This is a genomic window from Rhizobium sp. OAE497, from assembly GCF_040546565.1.
Classification (GTDB): domain Bacteria; phylum Pseudomonadota; class Alphaproteobacteria; order Rhizobiales; family Rhizobiaceae; genus Rhizobium.
The window spans coordinates 202187-218010 of record NZ_JBEPOA010000002.1; the positions used below are offsets into that span (position 1 = coordinate 202187).

Sequence of the window (15824 nt, forward strand, 5' to 3'; positions counted from 1 at the left end):
GACTTCTTGATATCCCGTGGGACCGTGGGAGAAAGACAATGGAACTCGACATAGTCGCGCTATCGCGCTTTCAATTTGCGCTGACCGCGCTTTATCACTTTCTTTTTGTACCGCTGACGCTTGGTCTTTCCGTGCTGCTCGCCATCATGGAAACCACCTATGTCATGACCGGCCGCCAGATCTGGCGGCAGATGACAAAGTTCTGGGGCACGCTGTTCGGCATCAATTTCGTGCTCGGCGTCGCCACCGGTATCGTCATGGAATTCCAGTTCGGCATGAACTGGAGCTATTACAGCTATTATGTCGGCGATATCTTCGGTGCGCCGCTCGCCATCGAGGGCCTGATGGCCTTCTTCCTGGAGGCAACCTTCGTCGGCCTGTTCTTCTTTGGCTGGGACAAGCTCTCCAAGGTCGGGCACCTGGCCGCCACCTGGGCGGTGGCGCTAGGCTCGAATTTTTCGGCACTCTGGATCCTGATCGCCAATGGCTGGATGCAGAACCCGGTCGGCTCGGCGCTCAATCCGCAGACAATGCGCATGGAGATCACCAGCTTCTTCGACGTGGTCTTCAATCCCGTCGCCCAGGCCAAGTTCGTCCACACGGTTTCGGCCGGCTATGTCTGCGCCTCGATCTTCGTTCTCGGCGTCTCGGCCTGGTACCTGCTGAAGGGCCGCCATATCGAGATCGCCAAGCGCTCGATGACGGTCGCCGCCTCGTTCGGTCTGGCTTCGTCGCTCTCGGTCGTCGTCCTCGGTGACGAAAGCGGCTATCTCGCCACTGAAAACCAGAAGATGAAGCTCGCCGCGATCGAAGCGATGTGGAAGACGGAACCGGCGCCCGCGCCGTTCACCGCTTTCGGCTTCCCGGATCAGGAAGCCCGCGAAACGCATTTCGCCGTCCATATCCCCTGGGCGATGGGCCTGATCGGCACGCGTTCGCTGACGACCGAAATCCCCGGCATCGACAAGCTGGAGAAGCAGGCCGAGACCCGCATCCGCAATGGCATCAAGGCCTATGATGCGCTGACCAAGATCCGGGCTGTCCGGCCGCCGGATCAGGTTCCCGCAGATGTCCAGGCCACCTTCGAGGACCTCGGCCACGATCTCGGCTATGCGCTGCTTTTGAAGCGCTATGTCGACGATCCGCGCCAGGCGACGGAAGCGCAGATCGTCCAGGCGGCGCATGACACCATTCCGCATGTGCCGACGCTGTTCTGGTCGTTCCGCATCATGGTCGGCCTCGGCATGTTCTTCATCGTGCTGACGGCAACCTTCTTCTGGTTGTCGGCGCGCCGCCATCTCGACAAGTATCCGCTGCTGCTCAGGGTCGCCGTCTTCGCGATCCCGCTGCCGTGGGTGGCGATCGAGGTTGGCTGGATCGTTGCCGAGTTCGGCCGCCAGCCCTGGGTGATCGAAGGCGTGCTGCCGACGGCAGCGGCCGTCTCCAGCCTCGGCGCCAGCACCGTGCTGCTGACGATCATCGGCTTTGCGGCGCTCTATACGACGCTGATCATCATCGAGATGAGCCTGATGATCAAGGCGATCAAGAAGGGCCCCGAGCCCGATGACGAGCCGGAAGCCGAGCTGATCTCCGAAACCCTCGTTCCTGCTGCGGAGTGATTGTCATGATCCTTCACGAACTTCTCGACTACGATACGCTGCGCGTCATCTGGTGGGTGCTGCTCGGCGTCCTGCTGATCGCTTTCGCCACCACCGGCGGCTTCGATCTCGGCGTCGGTACTCTCCTGCCCTTCGTGGCGAAAACCGATACCGAGCGGCGCGTCGCCATCAACAGCGTCGGCGCTACCTGGGAAGGCAACCAGGTCTGGCTGATCCTCGGCGGCGGCGCCATTTTCGCCGCCTGGCCGCCGCTCTATGCGGTCTCGTTCTCGGGCTTCTACCTGGCGATGTTCGCGACGCTGTTTGCGCTCATTCTGCGCCCCGTCGGCTTCAAATACCGCTCCAAGCGGGATAGCCAACGCTGGCGCAACAACTGGGACTGGGCACTCTTCGTCGGCGGCTTCGTGCCCTCGCTGATCTTCGGCGTCGCCGTCGGCAACGTCCTGCAGGGTGCGCCCTTCCGCTTCGCCGACGATATGCGGATCTTCTACGAAGGCACCTTCTTCGGCCTCCTCAACCCCTATGCCTTGCTCTGCGGACTGCTGTCCGTCGCCATGCTGGTCATGCATGGCGCGGCCTGGCTGATCCTGAAGACCGAAGGCCCGGTTGCCGAACGCGCCCGGCACTATGGCAGCCTTGCCGCCTTTGCGGCGATCCTGCTCTTTGCACTCGGCGGCATCTTCCTCGCCGCCGGCGTCGACGGCTACCGTATCACCAGTGAGATCAACACGGTCGGTCCGTCCAACCCGCTGTTCAAGACGGCGGAACATGCCGGCACCTGGCTCGCCAATTACGGCACCTATCCGTGGCTACTGATCGCACCCGCGCTCGGCTTCATCGGTGCCGCGCTGGCGCTGCTCAGCATGCGGGCGAAGCTTGAGGTGACCACACTGCTGTTCAGCAAGCTGTCGATCTTCGGCATCATCTCTACGGTCGGCGTCTCGATGTTCCCGTTCATCCTGCCGTCCTCGCTCGATCCGCGGGCGAGTCTCACGGTCTGGGATGCCTCGTCGAGCCATATGACGCTGTTCATCATGCTCGTCGTCTCGGCGATCTTCCTGCCGCTGATCTTTCTCTACACCGCCTGGGTCTACAAGGTTCTTTGGGGCAAGGTGGACGAGAAGGCCATCACCGACAAAAGCGGCCACGCCTATTAAAGGAGCAAGACGATGTGGTATTTCGCATGGATCCTCGGCCTGCCGCTCGCAGCCGCCTTCGCCGTTCTCAACGCCATGTGGTACGAGCTGATGGACGACGAAGCCAAGAAGAAGAAATCCTGAGCTTCTGAATGATGAGCTGCCGGGCGGCACCCTGCCCGGCAGCTTCGCCAATCTGGCACAAGCCTTGCTTCATATTATTCAGGTGGAATATGCCCGCCGGTAGAAGAGGGGTAGCATGGTGTCAGTCACGGATATGATCGGTGCAACGTGGCGTCTTGAAGATGCGATCCGGGAAGTGATCGCAGAAAACCTGAATTTCTCCAACAATTCCAATCTGATGAAGAACAAGGCACGCATGCTGCCGCATCTTCTCGTGCAGAAATATCCGCAGCTCTCGGATATCGAGCATGAACTGCGCGGCGTCTTCGAGACCTGCCGCATCGCAATTGACCATAAATCCATCAGTCCTGTCGTTGCGAAGGCAGCCATCGCGATCGCCGACGAGTACCGCGAGATCATCGTGAAGCTCAAACATTAGGCGATAGTCTCCCCGCGCGTTTCCGGCGTGGGACTGCCAGGACACACATCCGGGACATTTGCGTGGACCCGGATGATTGCCGGTTGACGTAACGTTTTGCGGGCTCTAGTCCGGCTTCCGAACATCGGGGGACGTTTCATGGAAATCTTTACTGCCGCGGGGCTGACTGCGCTTTTGCAGGTCATCGCGATCGATCTTGTTCTTGCCGGCGATAATGCCGTCGTCATCGGCCTTGCCGCCGCCGGCCTCCCGGCCGATCAGCGCAAGAAGGCCATTCTGGTCGGTATTCTGGCCGCCACCGTTCTGCGCATCATCTTCGCGTCGATCACCGTCCAGCTGCTCGCCATCGTCGGCCTGCTGCTCGCCGGTGGCCTGCTGCTTCTCTGGGTCTGCTGGAAGATGTGGCGCGAGCTGCGCGCCCAGCATGGCGCGGAAGGCGAGGAAGCGCTCGAGGGCGCCGAGGGCAAGCCGAGGAAGACCTTCTGGCAGGCCGCCAGCCAGATCGTCATCGCCGACGTCTCGATGTCGCTCGACAACGTTCTGGCGGTTGCCGGTGCGGCCCGCGAACATCCGACCGTCCTCGTTGCCGGTCTGGCACTGTCGATCGCCATGATGGGTATCGCCGCAAACTTCATCGCGCGCCTGCTGAACAAGCACCGCTGGATCGCCTATGTCGGTCTGGCGATCATTCTCTACGTCGCGCTCGACATGATGTATCGCGGCACGCTCGAAGTCTGGCCGTATCTGGCTGGCTGATAGGCTTTCAAGCGAGAAATCAGGGGCGGGGTGGCGAAAGCGGCTCCGCCTTTTACTTTTCCCAGTAGCTGCCGACGCGCATGCACTGCCGGTCATATTGCAGCTCGTCCTTCAGATATTCGCGGATCGCCACGGCTTCCGCCTTCTCGCAGCCGACCCAGATGAATACAGGCGCGGCGCATTGCGGCGCCAGTTCACGGATCAACAACTCCAGCCCACCCGTCGAGCCGGCGGCCGCACCGTTGCGATGCAGCCAGACAGTCTCGACCTCGGCGGCGGACGAAACCGCCTGCTCTTCGGCAGCGCTATCCACCTCGCCGAAGAAACGGATCCTGGCTCCGGCAGGTGCTGCCTCGATGATCCGCAGCATGGCCGGCAGGGCGGTCTCGTCTCCGGCCAGGATGAGATCGGCAGCCTCCGGCATCCAGCCGCCACCAGGTCCCATGATGCCGATCACATCGCCCGCTACGGCCGTTGCGCCGAAGGTCGCGCCCGGCATGGTCTCGCCCTCATGCAACACGAAGTCGATATCGACTTCGCCGCGCTCTGTATCGACACTGCGGATCGTATAGATGCGCACGGCGGTGATCGTCTCGTCCGGCCACTGGACGCGGCCATCGTCGCCAACCGTCGGCCAGACGGGCGCCTCGCCATTCTGCGGCAGCAGCAGGCGGACATGCAGGCCGCCCTTCTCGAAGTCCTGCACATCGGGGCAGGTGAATGTGACGCGGCGCATATGCGGCGTGACGTTGCGGGCGCCTGTCACCGTCGCCAGGCGCATATTGCCAGGCAGCGCCGGCTTCGGCTTTTCCGACCAGGTGAGCTCGAACTTCTCCTCACCAGCGAAATGGAAGAGATGTTCGGCAAGCACCGTGCGGATCATCGTCAGCTCGTCCTCGCTGTTCGAGGCGAGTTCGATGGCGAGCGTCCCGTCTGCGATGCTGATATCGGCGGCGCCGATCTCATGCTCAAGATGCACGGCTTCGCCAACGCGGGTCACCGATGCGTGCTCGGCGAAATGTTCGGCGATCTCTTCCAGCATCTGCTTCGCGTCCGCCGGAATGGCCGTGCCCGAAAGCCTGAACTGCGCCGTCATGCCGCTTCCTTTCGCGTCAGGAGCCAGATGAGGTAGGGACCGCCGATCAGCGCCGCGAAGAGGCCGACCGGAACCTGATAGGGATAGATCACCACGCGCGACAGCCAATCGGCCGAAACGAGCACGCCGGCGCCGATCAGGATGCTGGCGGCGAGCTGCTGGCCAGGCCGGTGGAAACCGGTGAGCCGCGCCAGATGCGGCGCGATCAATCCCGTCAGACTGAGCGGCCCGACGAGGAAGGAGGCGACCGCCGTCATCAGCGCCGCGACGGTCGCCAGCGCCAGACGGCTGGCGCCGACAGGCAGGCCGAGGCTGCGCGCCGAGGGACCGCCGAGCGGCAGGATGGTGAGCCAGCGGCTGAGGAACGGCAGCGGCGCGGCAAGCACCGTAAGCGAGATGACAGCCGTCCAGGCCTCGAAGCTGCCCGCCCTGTTGGTGGAGCCCGAGAGCCAGGTGAGCAGCACGTAGCCGCGCATATCGCCCTGCGCCAAGACCATGGTGACGATCGCCATCGAGAAGGCGCCGATGGCGATACCGGCCAGCAGCAGCCGCTCCGGCGCGAACTGGGCGCGCGCGGCAATGGCGATCATGATGAGAAACGCGACAAGCGCACCGATCGCCATCGAGGCCAGCATGACGAAGGGCGGCGGGAAGCCGAAGATGAAGAGCGCAACCGTCAGGCCAGCGCCGCCGCCGGTGCTGACGCCGAGCACTTCCGGGCTGGCGATCGGATTGCCGGTGACCCGCTGCATGATGAAGCCTGCGGCCGCCAGCATTGCCCCTGCGCCTGCAGCCACGACCGTGCGCGGCAAGCGCAGCGGCAGGAGATCGCTGAACAGCGCGCCGGTCGCAATGTGCCAGCCATCGTCGGCCGGCGCCGTTGTCAGCACCAGGGCGACGACCAGCGCGAGCACGACGATGAGCATCAGGAAGACGCGGGCGGGGCTATGGAGCCGCTTGATCGCCGACGTGGTCTGCGCCGTGACGGCGGCAAAGGAATGCACGCGCGGCAACAGATAAAGAAGCAGCGGACCACCGAGCAGCGCCGTTGCCGCACCCGCGGGTGCGATATCGGTAAAGCCGGGGCCGAGAAGCTGCGTCAGGCAATCGGTGAAGAACAGCAGTGCGGCGCCGGTCAGCGGTGCGGCGACGACGAGCTGCCGCGTCGTGCGGGCTCCGGCGAAACGGGCGATCGCCGGGGCGGCGAGGCCGAGAAAGCCGATGATGCCGACATTGGCGGTGACCGAGGCCGAAAGCCAGACGGCAAGCAGCAGCACCGCTAGCCGGGTTGCATGCAGCGCGACGCCGAGGCTCTTTGCGCCGGCATCGTCAAGCGACAGGACCTGCAGCGGCCGCATCAGCAGGACGGCAGCGGCAAAGCCTGCGGCCAGTCGCGGTGCAAGCGAAAGAACGCCGCTCCAATCCTGCTGGCTGAGCGAACCCGCGCCCCAGATATAGATCGACATCGCGTATTCGCCGCGGGCAAGGATGATCGTGACGCTGAGCGCCGAGGCGATCAATGTCACGATCATGCCCGACAGGGCGACCGTCACCGGATCGAGGCTGCGCCGCCAGCTCAATCCCAACACGATCGCCACCGCAACCAGCCCGCCGGCAAAGGCGATAAGTTCACGAGAAAGCCCGAGCAGCAGTGGCGAAAAACTAAGGCCGATGCTCATCGCAAGCTGCGCGCCCGAGGCAATGCCGAGCGTCGAGGCATCGGCGATCGGATTGCGCAGCACGCGCTGCAGGAGGAAGCCGGAGAGGCCGAGCGCGGCGCCGGCGATCAGCGAAAGTGCAGCGCGCGGCATCATGCTCTGCCAGAGGAGAGCCGCGTCGAGCACCGCTTCGCTTGCGGGCAGCCGCGGCCGGAACGTCAGCAGCAGTGCAAAGATCAGCGCGCAGACGCAGGCCGAGACGGCAATGCTCAGCTGCGGCTTTCCAAAGCTTGCAGGCTTGCGGCTAACCATTCCATGCATCGGTCAACCCTTTCGCAAGCAGATCGGCAAAGCGCGATGCGGCAGGCAAGGCGCCATAGGGATTGATGGAGCCGATGGTCAGAACGCGCTTTTCCCTGACGGCCGGCAGCGCCTGCCAGAAGGCGCCGTTCTGCAGCGCGACCAGCGCATCCGGCGGATGCGGCGGAATGAAAACAATCCAGGCATCCGGCATCGAGGCCAGCGTCTCGATGCCGATCGGCGCCATGGCCGTGTAACTGGTCTTGCCTTCCCAGGCATTCTTCAGGCCGGTGCGCGCCAGAACCTCGCCAAACATGCTGTCGCTGCCGAACACGCGGTAGTGACGGGCATCGCCGAGATTGATCGGCAGGATCGTCCGGCCATCGCCCACCGAAAGAACGGTCCGGTAGCGATCAAGCCGTGCCGAGAGATCGTCCGCATAGCGCTTGCCGCTCGCAAGCCCGAGCTCGTCCGCTATCGCGAGCGTCACGTCTTGGGCGCGCTGGAAGGGGCTGTCGCCCATGCGGTAGATCGACTGGCTCTTGACCGGCGCAATGCGGCTCATCGGGCCGTCGGCCCAGCCGTAAAAATTCGAATTGAAGATCAGGTCGGGTCTGGCGAAGCGCAGCACCTCGAAATTCGGCGTGCCGCGCAGACCGAGATCGGCGACACTCTCTGGAACGGTGGGCTCGACGGCGATCTTGCGGAAGCCGACCAGCTCGGTGCCCGCCACCACATCGGCGCCGAGCGCCAGCAGCGTTTCGAGCAGCGCCCAATCAAGCGTTGCGACGCGCGGTGACGCAGCCGCCCTCGATAGGGACGGCGCCGCAAGGGCAGCAGCCATGGCGAGAAGGCCGCGGCGGGTGAATGTCGGTGCCGGCGTCACAGCAGGTAGCTCACAGGCTCGCCGCGCGCCGGATGCGTGAACACGCCCATGCCGACGCCGAAGATCGACTGCAGGCGCTCGGCCTGCATGATCTCCTCCGGTGTGCCCTTGGCGCTGATCCGGCCGCGATTGAGCGCAATGATCTCATCGCAATGGCGGGCAGCGAGATTGATGTCGTGGAGCACGATGACGACGGTCAGCCCACGCTCATGGCTGAGCGACTCCACCAGCGACAGCATCGACGCCTGATGGGCAAGATCGAGCGCCGAAGTCGGCTCGTCGAGCAGCAGGCAGCTGGCATTCTGGGCCAGCATCATCGCGATCCAAGCGCGCTGACGCTCACCGCCCGACATGTTGGCGACCGGCCTGTCGGCGAAATCCTCAAGATCGGCGCGGGCAATGGCATCGTCCACGAGTGCATGGTCGGCCTTGCCGAAACGGCCGAGCGTGCCATGCCAGGGAAAACGTCCGAGCGCCACCAGCTCGCGCACCGTCATACCGTCAGTGGCAGGCGTGAATTGCGGCATATAGGCGATCTTGCGGGCAAACTCCCGCCCGCCCCAGGCCGCCGCATCCTTGCCTTCGAGCGCAAGCTTTCCGCCCGTCGCCGCATGCTGGCGCGCCATGATCTTCATCAGCGTCGACTTGCCCGACCCGTTCGGCCCCACCAGCCCATAGATCCGCCCGCTCTCAAGCGACAGATCGATGCCGGAAAGAATGGTGCGCTCGCCCGCCGCAAAGCGGACATCCGACATCGTCAGGAAGGGGGTGGGCATCGACAAGGCTCCCGTCAAAACAGCTGCGGGAGGGACATGGTCCTCCCGCCGTTTCGCTTGGTGCAAAACTTTACTGAGATTGTCAACTTACCATTTCTTGCTGAGCTTGAAGGTAACGGTGCGGGCGTCGCCATAGCCGCAGACACCGAGGCCACCGCAACCGCTGACGTATTCCTTGTCGAAGAGATTCGTGACGTTCACCGATGCGCCCCAATTGTCACGATCATAGCGAAGTGCAGCGTCGAAGACCGCCGCTCCGGGGACCTTGTTCTTGTTCTCTTCATCTGCCCAAGACCATCCCTGATAACGGACGCCTGCGCCAAGGCTTACGCCCTCAAGCGGACCGGTGGTGACCGCATAATCCAGCCAAAGAGACGCCATCACCTTGGGCACAATGAATGGCGACTTGCCTACAAGCGCCGGGTTCGCTTGGTTTTCAGTCACTTCCATATCGGTGTAGGAAGCTGCACCAAGCAGTTTCCAGTTGTCATCGATATTGATTTTCGCTTCCAGTTCGGCGCCCCGCGATACGACTTCACCGAGCTGGCTTTGTGTAAAGTCAGCATAGGTAACGGTGTTGTTCCGCTTGGTGATGTGGAAGACGGAGGCGGTTATCGAGCCGTCCATGAAGGTTGGCTCATACTTCACACCACCTTCGAACTGCTGCCCTTCGGCAGGCTTGAGGGCCCCCGAGAGACCTGTGCCAATCTGGGGATTGAAGAACGTTGCGGCGCTAACATAAGGCGTAAAGCCATTGTCGAACTCGTATGCCAAACCCGCACGGCCGCTCGCCGCCGTATCGGTTGTCGCGTAGGTGGTACCCACGACTGCATCGGCATCGGTGCCGACATAGTCAAACCGGCCGTTGAGGGTCAGCAGCCAACCGTCACCAAAGTGGATTTGGTCCTGCGTATAAAGACCAATCTGCTGCTGCGTCACAACCTGATCGATCTGCACATCATTGACGGGCTGTGGCAGACCATAGACTGGATCCCAAGGATCGATAGGAGTGGCGGCGGCCGGCCAAGTTGGCCACTTTTGGACATGGTCGAGGCGGTAATATTTGTAGTCGAGACCAACCATGAAATTGTGTTGTGCACCGCCGAGATCGAACTCGCGCTCTGCTCGGTTATCGATGGAGAGACTGTCCGCAACGGAATCTCCCTCGAAACCTACGCGGTACAGCGTGTTGATCCCCGCGTAGCCGTAGGGGTACGGGCCCTTCTCATGTTTGTTCAGATGCCCGTAGCGAAGGTCCTGAGAGACCTTCCAACCGCTGTCGAACTCGTGTTCGAACTCGTAGCCGAACATCTGCTGGGTATAATTACCGGCATCGATATCCGGCTCGCCCAAAAACGTTTTGCGGTCGATCTTCCTGCCGTTGTGATCAATAACCGTTCCGTCATAAGGCAGAAAACCGTTGCTGCTGTGGACCTGGTCCAGCGCTCCGGCATAGGCCCAGACCGTGAGATTGGTCGATGCGTCGGGAGAAACGGTCAGCTGCGGCATGAAGAAGCCGCGCATGTCGTGCGTATAGTCTACATAGTTATCGCCACCTGCGATCTTGCCGGTGAGCCGATAGGTCATGGTATCGCTCGAACCTACCTTATCTGAGACGTCGAAGCCGGTGAAAGCATTGCCGTTACTGTTGATGCCGATCTCCGTGTAATAGAGGGGTTCATCTGTCGGCCGTTTGCGAACGAGATTGACAACGCCACCGGGATTCGAGCCGCCCAACAGAACCGAGGCCGGACCTTTCAGGACTTCAACACGCTCAAGCATGAAGGGGTCGATCTGGAAGCCGCCGAAGCCATAACTGAAGAGCGAGAGATTATCCATGAAGACGCCAGTCTGAGTGGCATCGAACCCACGAATGTAGAACCAGTCGGTATCGCCATCATTTCCATAGGGCTGGGATGTCACGCCAGGTGTATAGAGAAGCGCCTGATCGACCTTGTTGACGATACCGCGATCGTCCATCTCCTTCTTACCAACGACCGAAACCGACTGCGGAATCTCCTTCAGCGGAATATCGCTCTTCGACCCCGTCGCCGAGCGCTTGGCCACATATCCCTTCACCGGGCTCGTTGCTGTTGCCTCGGAATCGGCGCTTCCCGCCTCACCCTGCACCGTGATCGGTTTCAGCTCGGTCGCCTCCTGCGCCAGAACAGGCATGGCGGCCGCGATGCCGATGGCGGCGGCGCCGGTCAGAAGGTTGGCGTTGAAGATGAGAGCCTTGGTCCGCTCACGCATTGTCTTACCCCACTCACGCCGGCTTGAACGATGCCCGGCTAACAGCTTGTCGATAAGCTGAGCGTTTAACTCAAATTTAAGAGAGGGGATTGTCGCAATCCGGGGAATTTGAACGTTCTTGGGCAAATTTCCGCATTCTAAACAAATGCTCGTGAAGCGTGGTTTTCAGGCAACGTTGGCCTTCTTCCAGAGCGCCGGTGTGGCGCCGGTCACCTTCCGGAAGACGCGGGTGAAATGCGCCTGGTCGGAAAAGCCGGTCTCGGCGGCGATGACGGGCAGCGTGAATTCGCCCTGCAGAAGCAGATGCTTGGCGCGATCGACGCGGGCGTTCGTCTGCCACTGGTGCGGGGCGATCCCGGTCGAGGCCTTGAAGGCGTGGCTGAAATGCGATTGCGACAGGCCGGTAAGCGAGGCGAGTTCTTCCAGGCGGATATTGCGAAGACAATTCTGTTCAATGAAATCCTGGGCGCGGCGCAGTTGCCAGCTCGCCAGCTTGCTGCGCTTGCGCACCGGCGCCCTAGAGAGTTTCAGCACATCGATGATCAGCGCCAGCGCCAGGCCATCGCCATAGAGATCGTGCAGCGGCTGCGGGCTGACGCATTCGGCGGCGATCAGATTGGCAAGCGCCATCACCCGTTCGTCGTGAAACAGCAGCCTTGCATCGGCAAGCCGCGAGGGATCGATATCCTCCATCAGCCGCCGCCCGACGATCTCGGCATCGAAGTGAATGTCGAGATGACGCACGAACTGCACATCGACGAGATCGGCCCAGAGCTCCATGCCGGCAGGCACGTAGGAGATCGGCCGGCGCACCGTGTCCTGAACGGCACCGGCGCTTTTCGGCGTCAGCTTGACGCGGCTGTCGCCGGGTCCGCGCATATCGAGCAGGATGAACAGGCGCGGATCGTTCGCCACGTAATAACCGCCCGCATAGGGCGCGCATTCGACATCCCAGACATCGGCGACGATGCCGTTCCAGTTGCGGCGGTTCATGCCGCCGACGACGGAAAAGCCTTCGATCCTGTTCTGCATGCGCGGCTGAAAGGTCATGGGGGCGCTGGATTAAACCTTCATTTTATAATCAAGTTTTCTCTAGCGAATATGGGAAGAATTGGCAACCGGCATTCGCTGCAGCGCAAAAAGATCCGCGTCGAAGGCCTCTTCATTTCTTGGGACGCCTGTTCTAGCATCGCCGCCATGAGCCTCGAATCCGTCCGCGCCTTCTTCAGCGCCCATGCACCCGATATCGAAATCATCGAAACCGAAGCCAGCTCTTCGACCGTGACTCTGGCTGCCGAAGCCCATGGCGTAGAGCCGGCGCAGATCGCCAAGACGATCTGCCTGCGCGTCGGCGACGAGACCATGCTGGTGATCGCAAGCGGCACGGCGCGGCTCGACAACCGGAAATTCAAGGACACGTTCGGCGGCAAGGGCCGCATGCTCGGCCCTGAGGAAGTGCTTGAGGTGACCAGCCATCCGGTTGGCGGCGTCTGCCCCTTCGGCCTGCCGGCGGCGCTGCCGATCTATTGCGACGCCTCGCTGAAACGCTTCGACGAGGTGATCCCGGCTGCCGGTTCGCCGAACTCCGCTGTGCGTATTCCGACCGGGCGTCTCGCGGCCATCACCGGCGCCAAATGGGTCGATGTCTGCCAATAGACTTTCGGCTGGCTTCAAATCGCCGCGGCGATCCCTATATTAGGTCCCGACATCGACAATGACCCCGATAGGAGAAGAGATGCCACGTGCCGTTTCGCGTTTTGCCAAGATTGCGGCGATTGCCGTTCTGACAAGCGCCACCGTTTTTGCTGCCTATGGAGACGCCGAGGCCCGCCGGGCCAGCGGCGGTTTCGGCAGCCGCGGAACGCGCACCTTCCAGGCGCCGCCGGTGACCAACACCGCGCCGCAGACCGTCTCTCCGATCGACCGCACGATGGCCCCGCGTCCGCAGACGAGCGCGCCGTCGACCGCTCAGCAGCCCTTCAACACCCAGCGCCCCGGCGGCCTGTTCGGCGGCTTCGGCCGCTCGATGGTCGGCGGCCTGATTGCCGGTGGCCTGCTCGGCATGCTGCTCGGCCATGGTTTCGGCGGCGGCTTCGGCTTCCTCGGCATGCTGCTGCAGATCGCCCTGATCTTCGGCGCGATCACCCTCGCCATGCGCTTCTTCGCCAATCGCCGCCAGCCGTCCTACGGTTCGGCAGGCGGGCCGTCCTACAGCAACATGTCGTCGAACAACAATTCGTCCTTCAGCATCCCGAAGATCGGTTCGGGCGCTGCGGGCTACCAGCAACAGCAGCCGCGCGGCCAGCGCCCGAGCGATGAAATCGGTCTGGCGCAGGCCGATCTCGACCAGTTCGAGGAACTGCTGACCAAGGTGCAGACCGCCTATGGCGCGGAGGATTACGGCACACTGCGCACGCTGACGACGCCGGAGGCCATGTCCTATCTTGCCGAAGAGCTCGGTGAAAACGCCACCAATGGCGTGCGCAACCGCGTCTCCGACGTCAAGCTGTTGCAGGGCGATATCGCCGAAGCCTGGCGCGAAGACAGTCTGGAATATGCGACACTCGCGATGCGCTATTCGTCGATCGACGCGATGGTCGAGCGTGACAGCGGCAAAGTCGTCTCGGGCGACGACCGCCGCCCGAGCGAAAGCACCGAAGTCTGGACCTTCGTGCGCAGGCACGGTGCCGACTGGAAGCTTGCCGCCATCCAGGGCACCGGCCAGTGGGCCGCCTAAATCTCTAACCCCTGAAGGTGTAGTCGGCGATCGACTGCGCCTTCATCTCGATCGAGAAGCCCGGCCTCGACGGCGGCATATAGGCGGCGTTGCGGATATCGCAGGGATCGAGGAAGTGTTCGTGCAGGTGGTCGACATATTCGATCACCCGTCCGTCCTTCGTGCCTGACACCGCGATGTAGTCGATCATCGACAGGTGCTGGACATATTCGCAGAGCCCGACGCCGCCGGCATGCGGCCAGACCGGCAAGCCGTATTTGGCGGCGGTCAGCAGCACCGACAGCACCTCGTTCAGCCCGCCCATGCGGCAGGAATCGATCTGGACGATATCGATCGCACCCTCGGCGATGAACTGCTTGAACATGATGCGGTTCTGGCACATCTCGCCGGTCGCGACCTTCACCGGCACGATCGCCTGGCGGATCTTGCGGTGACCGGCAACGTCATCTGGGCTCGTCGGCTCCTCGATGAAGAACGGCTTGGCGAAGGCCAGCTGCTTCACCCAGTCGATTGCCTGCGGCACTTCCCAGACTTGATTGGCGTCGATCATCAGGTAGCGGTCCGGACCCATGACCTCGCGGGCGATCCGCAGGCGGCGAATATCGTCTTCGAGATCGCGGCCGACCTTCATCTTCACATGGTTGAAACCGGCATCGATCGCTTCCTGGCAAAGGCGGCGCAGCTTCTCGTCGTCATAGCCGAGCCAGCCGGCTGAGGTCGTGTAGCAGGCGTAGCCTTCTGCTTTCAGTGTCGCGATCCGCTCCGCCTTGCCTGTTTCCGCCTTCTTCAGGATCGCCACCGCCTCGTCGCGCGTCAGCACGTCGGTCAGATAGCGGTAATCGACGATATCGGCGATTTCTTCCGCCGAAAGTTCCGAGACCAGTTGCCAGACCGGTTTGCCTTCCTTCTTGGCCAGCACATCCCAGAAAGCATTGACGACGGCGCCGGTCGCAAGATGCATGGCGCCCTTGTCGGGGCCGATCCAGCGCAGCTGGCTGTCACCGGTCAGATGCCGCCAGAACTTGCCCGGCGCCTTGCGAAAGCTCTCCAGATCCTGGCCGACGACCAGATGATCCATCGCCTTGATCGCCATGCAGCAGATGTCGTTGCCGCGGCCGATCGTGAAGGTCAGGCCGTGGCCTTCAAGCCCGGCCTCGTCGGTATCGAGGATCACATAGGCGGCGGAATAATCCGGATCCGGGTTCATCGCATCGGAACCGTCGAGGCTCTGCGAAGTCGGGAAGCGGAGGTCGAAAACGCGAAGGCCGGTGATGCGGGTCATTGTCTTTCCTCCGCGCCTCAGATCGTCCAGCCGCCATCGATGGCATAGGCCTGGCCGGACGTGTAGGTGGCGCCGGCGAGATAGACTGCGAGTTCGGCGATCTCCTCCGGTGACCCCAAGCGGCCCATCGGCTGGCGGGAGATGAAGGCGGCGCGTGCCGTCTCGTAGTCACCCTGCGCCTTCATCCGGTCCTGCAGCGACGGGCTCTCGACCGTGCCGGGGCAAATGGCGTTGCAGCGGATGCCCTGGGCGACATAGTCGGCGGCGACCGACTTGGTAAGGCCGATGACGGCGGCCTTGGTGACGCCATAGGCGAAGCGGTTAGGCACGCCCTTGATGCTGGAGGCGACCGAAGCCATGTTGATGATCGAGCCGTCCTTGCGCTCTAGCATGCCGGGCAGTACCGCACGGATGGTGCGGATCATTGCCTTGACGTTGAGGTCGAGGGCGAACTCCAGATCGCTGTCCTTCATTTCGAGGATCGATCCGGCATGGACGAAGCCGGCGCAATTGAACAGCACGTCGACCCGGCCGATCTCGGAGACCAAGGCATTGACCGCCGCCTCGTCGAGGACGTTGAGCTTGTGCGTCGCAATCCCAGTCTCGGCAGCAAGCTGCGCCAGCGTCTCGGTGTTGATATCGGTCGCGTGCACCGTTGCGCCCGCCTGATGGAAGGCGATTGCCGAGGCGCGCCCGATCCCCTGCCCTGCAGCGGTGATCAGAACGGTCTTGCCGGAAAGTGAGATGGTCATGCTGGGGCCTC

The 15824-nt window shown here is 62.5% G+C and carries 15 protein-coding genes; 7 read left to right on the forward strand and 8 right to left on the reverse strand.

The window, feature by feature from the left end; translation table 11 throughout:
- Positions 1-38 precede the first annotated feature (38 nt).
- The 5 genes from ABIE40_RS20490 (at position 39) to ABIE40_RS20510 (ending at position 4073) form a co-directional block, all read left to right on the forward strand.
- Entirely contained in the window at positions 39-1619 is a 1581-nt protein-coding gene (locus tag ABIE40_RS20490; RefSeq protein ID WP_199625529.1) for a cytochrome ubiquinol oxidase subunit I, read from the forward strand.
- 5 nt (positions 1620-1624) lie between these two features.
- On the forward strand, positions 1625-2776 hold the full coding sequence (cydB, locus tag ABIE40_RS20495; protein ID WP_199625530.1) for a cytochrome d ubiquinol oxidase subunit II: 1152 nt from the start codon (positions 1625-1627) through the stop codon (positions 2774-2776).
- A gap of 12 nt (positions 2777-2788) precedes the next feature.
- Positions 2789-2899: a cytochrome bd-I oxidase subunit CydX gene (gene cydX / locus ABIE40_RS20500; RefSeq protein ID WP_112388881.1), complete on the forward strand. Its 111-nt coding sequence runs from the start codon at positions 2789-2791 to the stop codon at positions 2897-2899.
- Between the two features lie 115 nt (positions 2900-3014).
- Positions 3015-3317 carry a hypothetical protein gene (locus ABIE40_RS20505; RefSeq protein ID WP_199625531.1) on the forward strand — a complete coding sequence of 101 codons (303 nt, stop codon included), beginning with the start codon at positions 3015-3017 and terminating at the stop codon, positions 3315-3317.
- Positions 3318-3455: 138 nt separating this feature from the next.
- Complete coding sequence (locus tag ABIE40_RS20510; protein ID WP_199625532.1) at positions 3456-4073, forward strand: TerC family protein; 618 nt, start codon at positions 3456-3458, stop codon at positions 4071-4073.
- 52 nt (positions 4074-4125) lie between these two features.
- Here the strand turns inward: ABIE40_RS20510 and ABIE40_RS20515 are convergent, their stop codons facing one another.
- The 6 genes from ABIE40_RS20515 to ABIE40_RS20540 all read right to left on the reverse strand — a co-directional run bounded on the left by ABIE40_RS20515 (position 4126) and on the right by ABIE40_RS20540 (position 12092).
- Positions 4126-5169, reverse strand: a complete 1044-nt coding sequence (locus ABIE40_RS20515; protein WP_199625533.1) for a DUF2218 domain-containing protein — start codon at positions 5167-5169, stop codon at positions 4126-4128.
- Entirely contained in the window at positions 5166-7139 is a 1974-nt protein-coding gene (gene fhuB, locus ABIE40_RS20520; RefSeq protein WP_199625886.1) for a Fe(3+)-hydroxamate ABC transporter permease FhuB, read from the reverse strand. Before fhuB ends, ABIE40_RS20515 begins: the two co-directional genes overlap by 4 nt.
- Positions 7132-7971, reverse strand: a complete 840-nt coding sequence (locus ABIE40_RS20525) for an ABC transporter substrate-binding protein (protein ID WP_199625887.1) — start codon at positions 7969-7971, stop codon at positions 7132-7134. Before ABIE40_RS20525 ends, fhuB begins: the two co-directional genes overlap by 8 nt.
- A gap of 38 nt (positions 7972-8009) precedes the next feature.
- Entirely contained in the window at positions 8010-8789 is a 780-nt protein-coding gene (locus ABIE40_RS20530) for an ABC transporter ATP-binding protein (RefSeq protein ID WP_199625534.1), read from the reverse strand.
- A gap of 87 nt (positions 8790-8876) precedes the next feature.
- Entirely contained in the window at positions 8877-11042 is a 2166-nt protein-coding gene (locus ABIE40_RS20535) for a TonB-dependent siderophore receptor (RefSeq protein ID WP_199625535.1), read from the reverse strand.
- 165 nt (positions 11043-11207) lie between these two features.
- Entirely contained in the window at positions 11208-12092 is an 885-nt protein-coding gene (locus tag ABIE40_RS20540) for a helix-turn-helix domain-containing protein (protein ID WP_130280211.1), read from the reverse strand.
- 147 nt (positions 12093-12239) lie between these two features.
- Between ABIE40_RS20540 and ABIE40_RS20545 the strand changes: the two genes are divergently transcribed.
- Together ABIE40_RS20545 and ABIE40_RS20550 are read left to right on the forward strand one after the other, a co-directional pair.
- A complete protein-coding gene (locus ABIE40_RS20545; protein WP_199625536.1) occupies positions 12240-12698 on the forward strand; it encodes a YbaK/EbsC family protein in 459 nt (152 codons plus the stop codon).
- A gap of 79 nt (positions 12699-12777) precedes the next feature.
- On the forward strand, positions 12778-13779 hold the full coding sequence (locus ABIE40_RS20550) for a Tim44 domain-containing protein (protein ID WP_199625537.1): 1002 nt from the start codon (positions 12778-12780) through the stop codon (positions 13777-13779).
- 4 nt (positions 13780-13783) lie between these two features.
- On the opposite strand, the gene ABIE40_RS20555 is transcribed toward ABIE40_RS20550, so the two are convergent.
- Positions 13784-15061 (reverse strand): L-fuconate dehydratase, encoded by a 1278-nt coding sequence (locus tag ABIE40_RS20555; protein WP_199625538.1) that lies wholly within the window; start codon positions 15059-15061, stop codon positions 13784-13786.
- A 17-nt stretch (positions 15062-15078) separates the two neighbouring features.
- On the reverse strand, positions 15079-15813 hold the full coding sequence (locus ABIE40_RS20560; RefSeq protein ID WP_199625539.1) for an SDR family oxidoreductase: 735 nt from the start codon (positions 15811-15813) through the stop codon (positions 15079-15081).
- Positions 15814-15824: the final 11 nt, after the last annotated feature.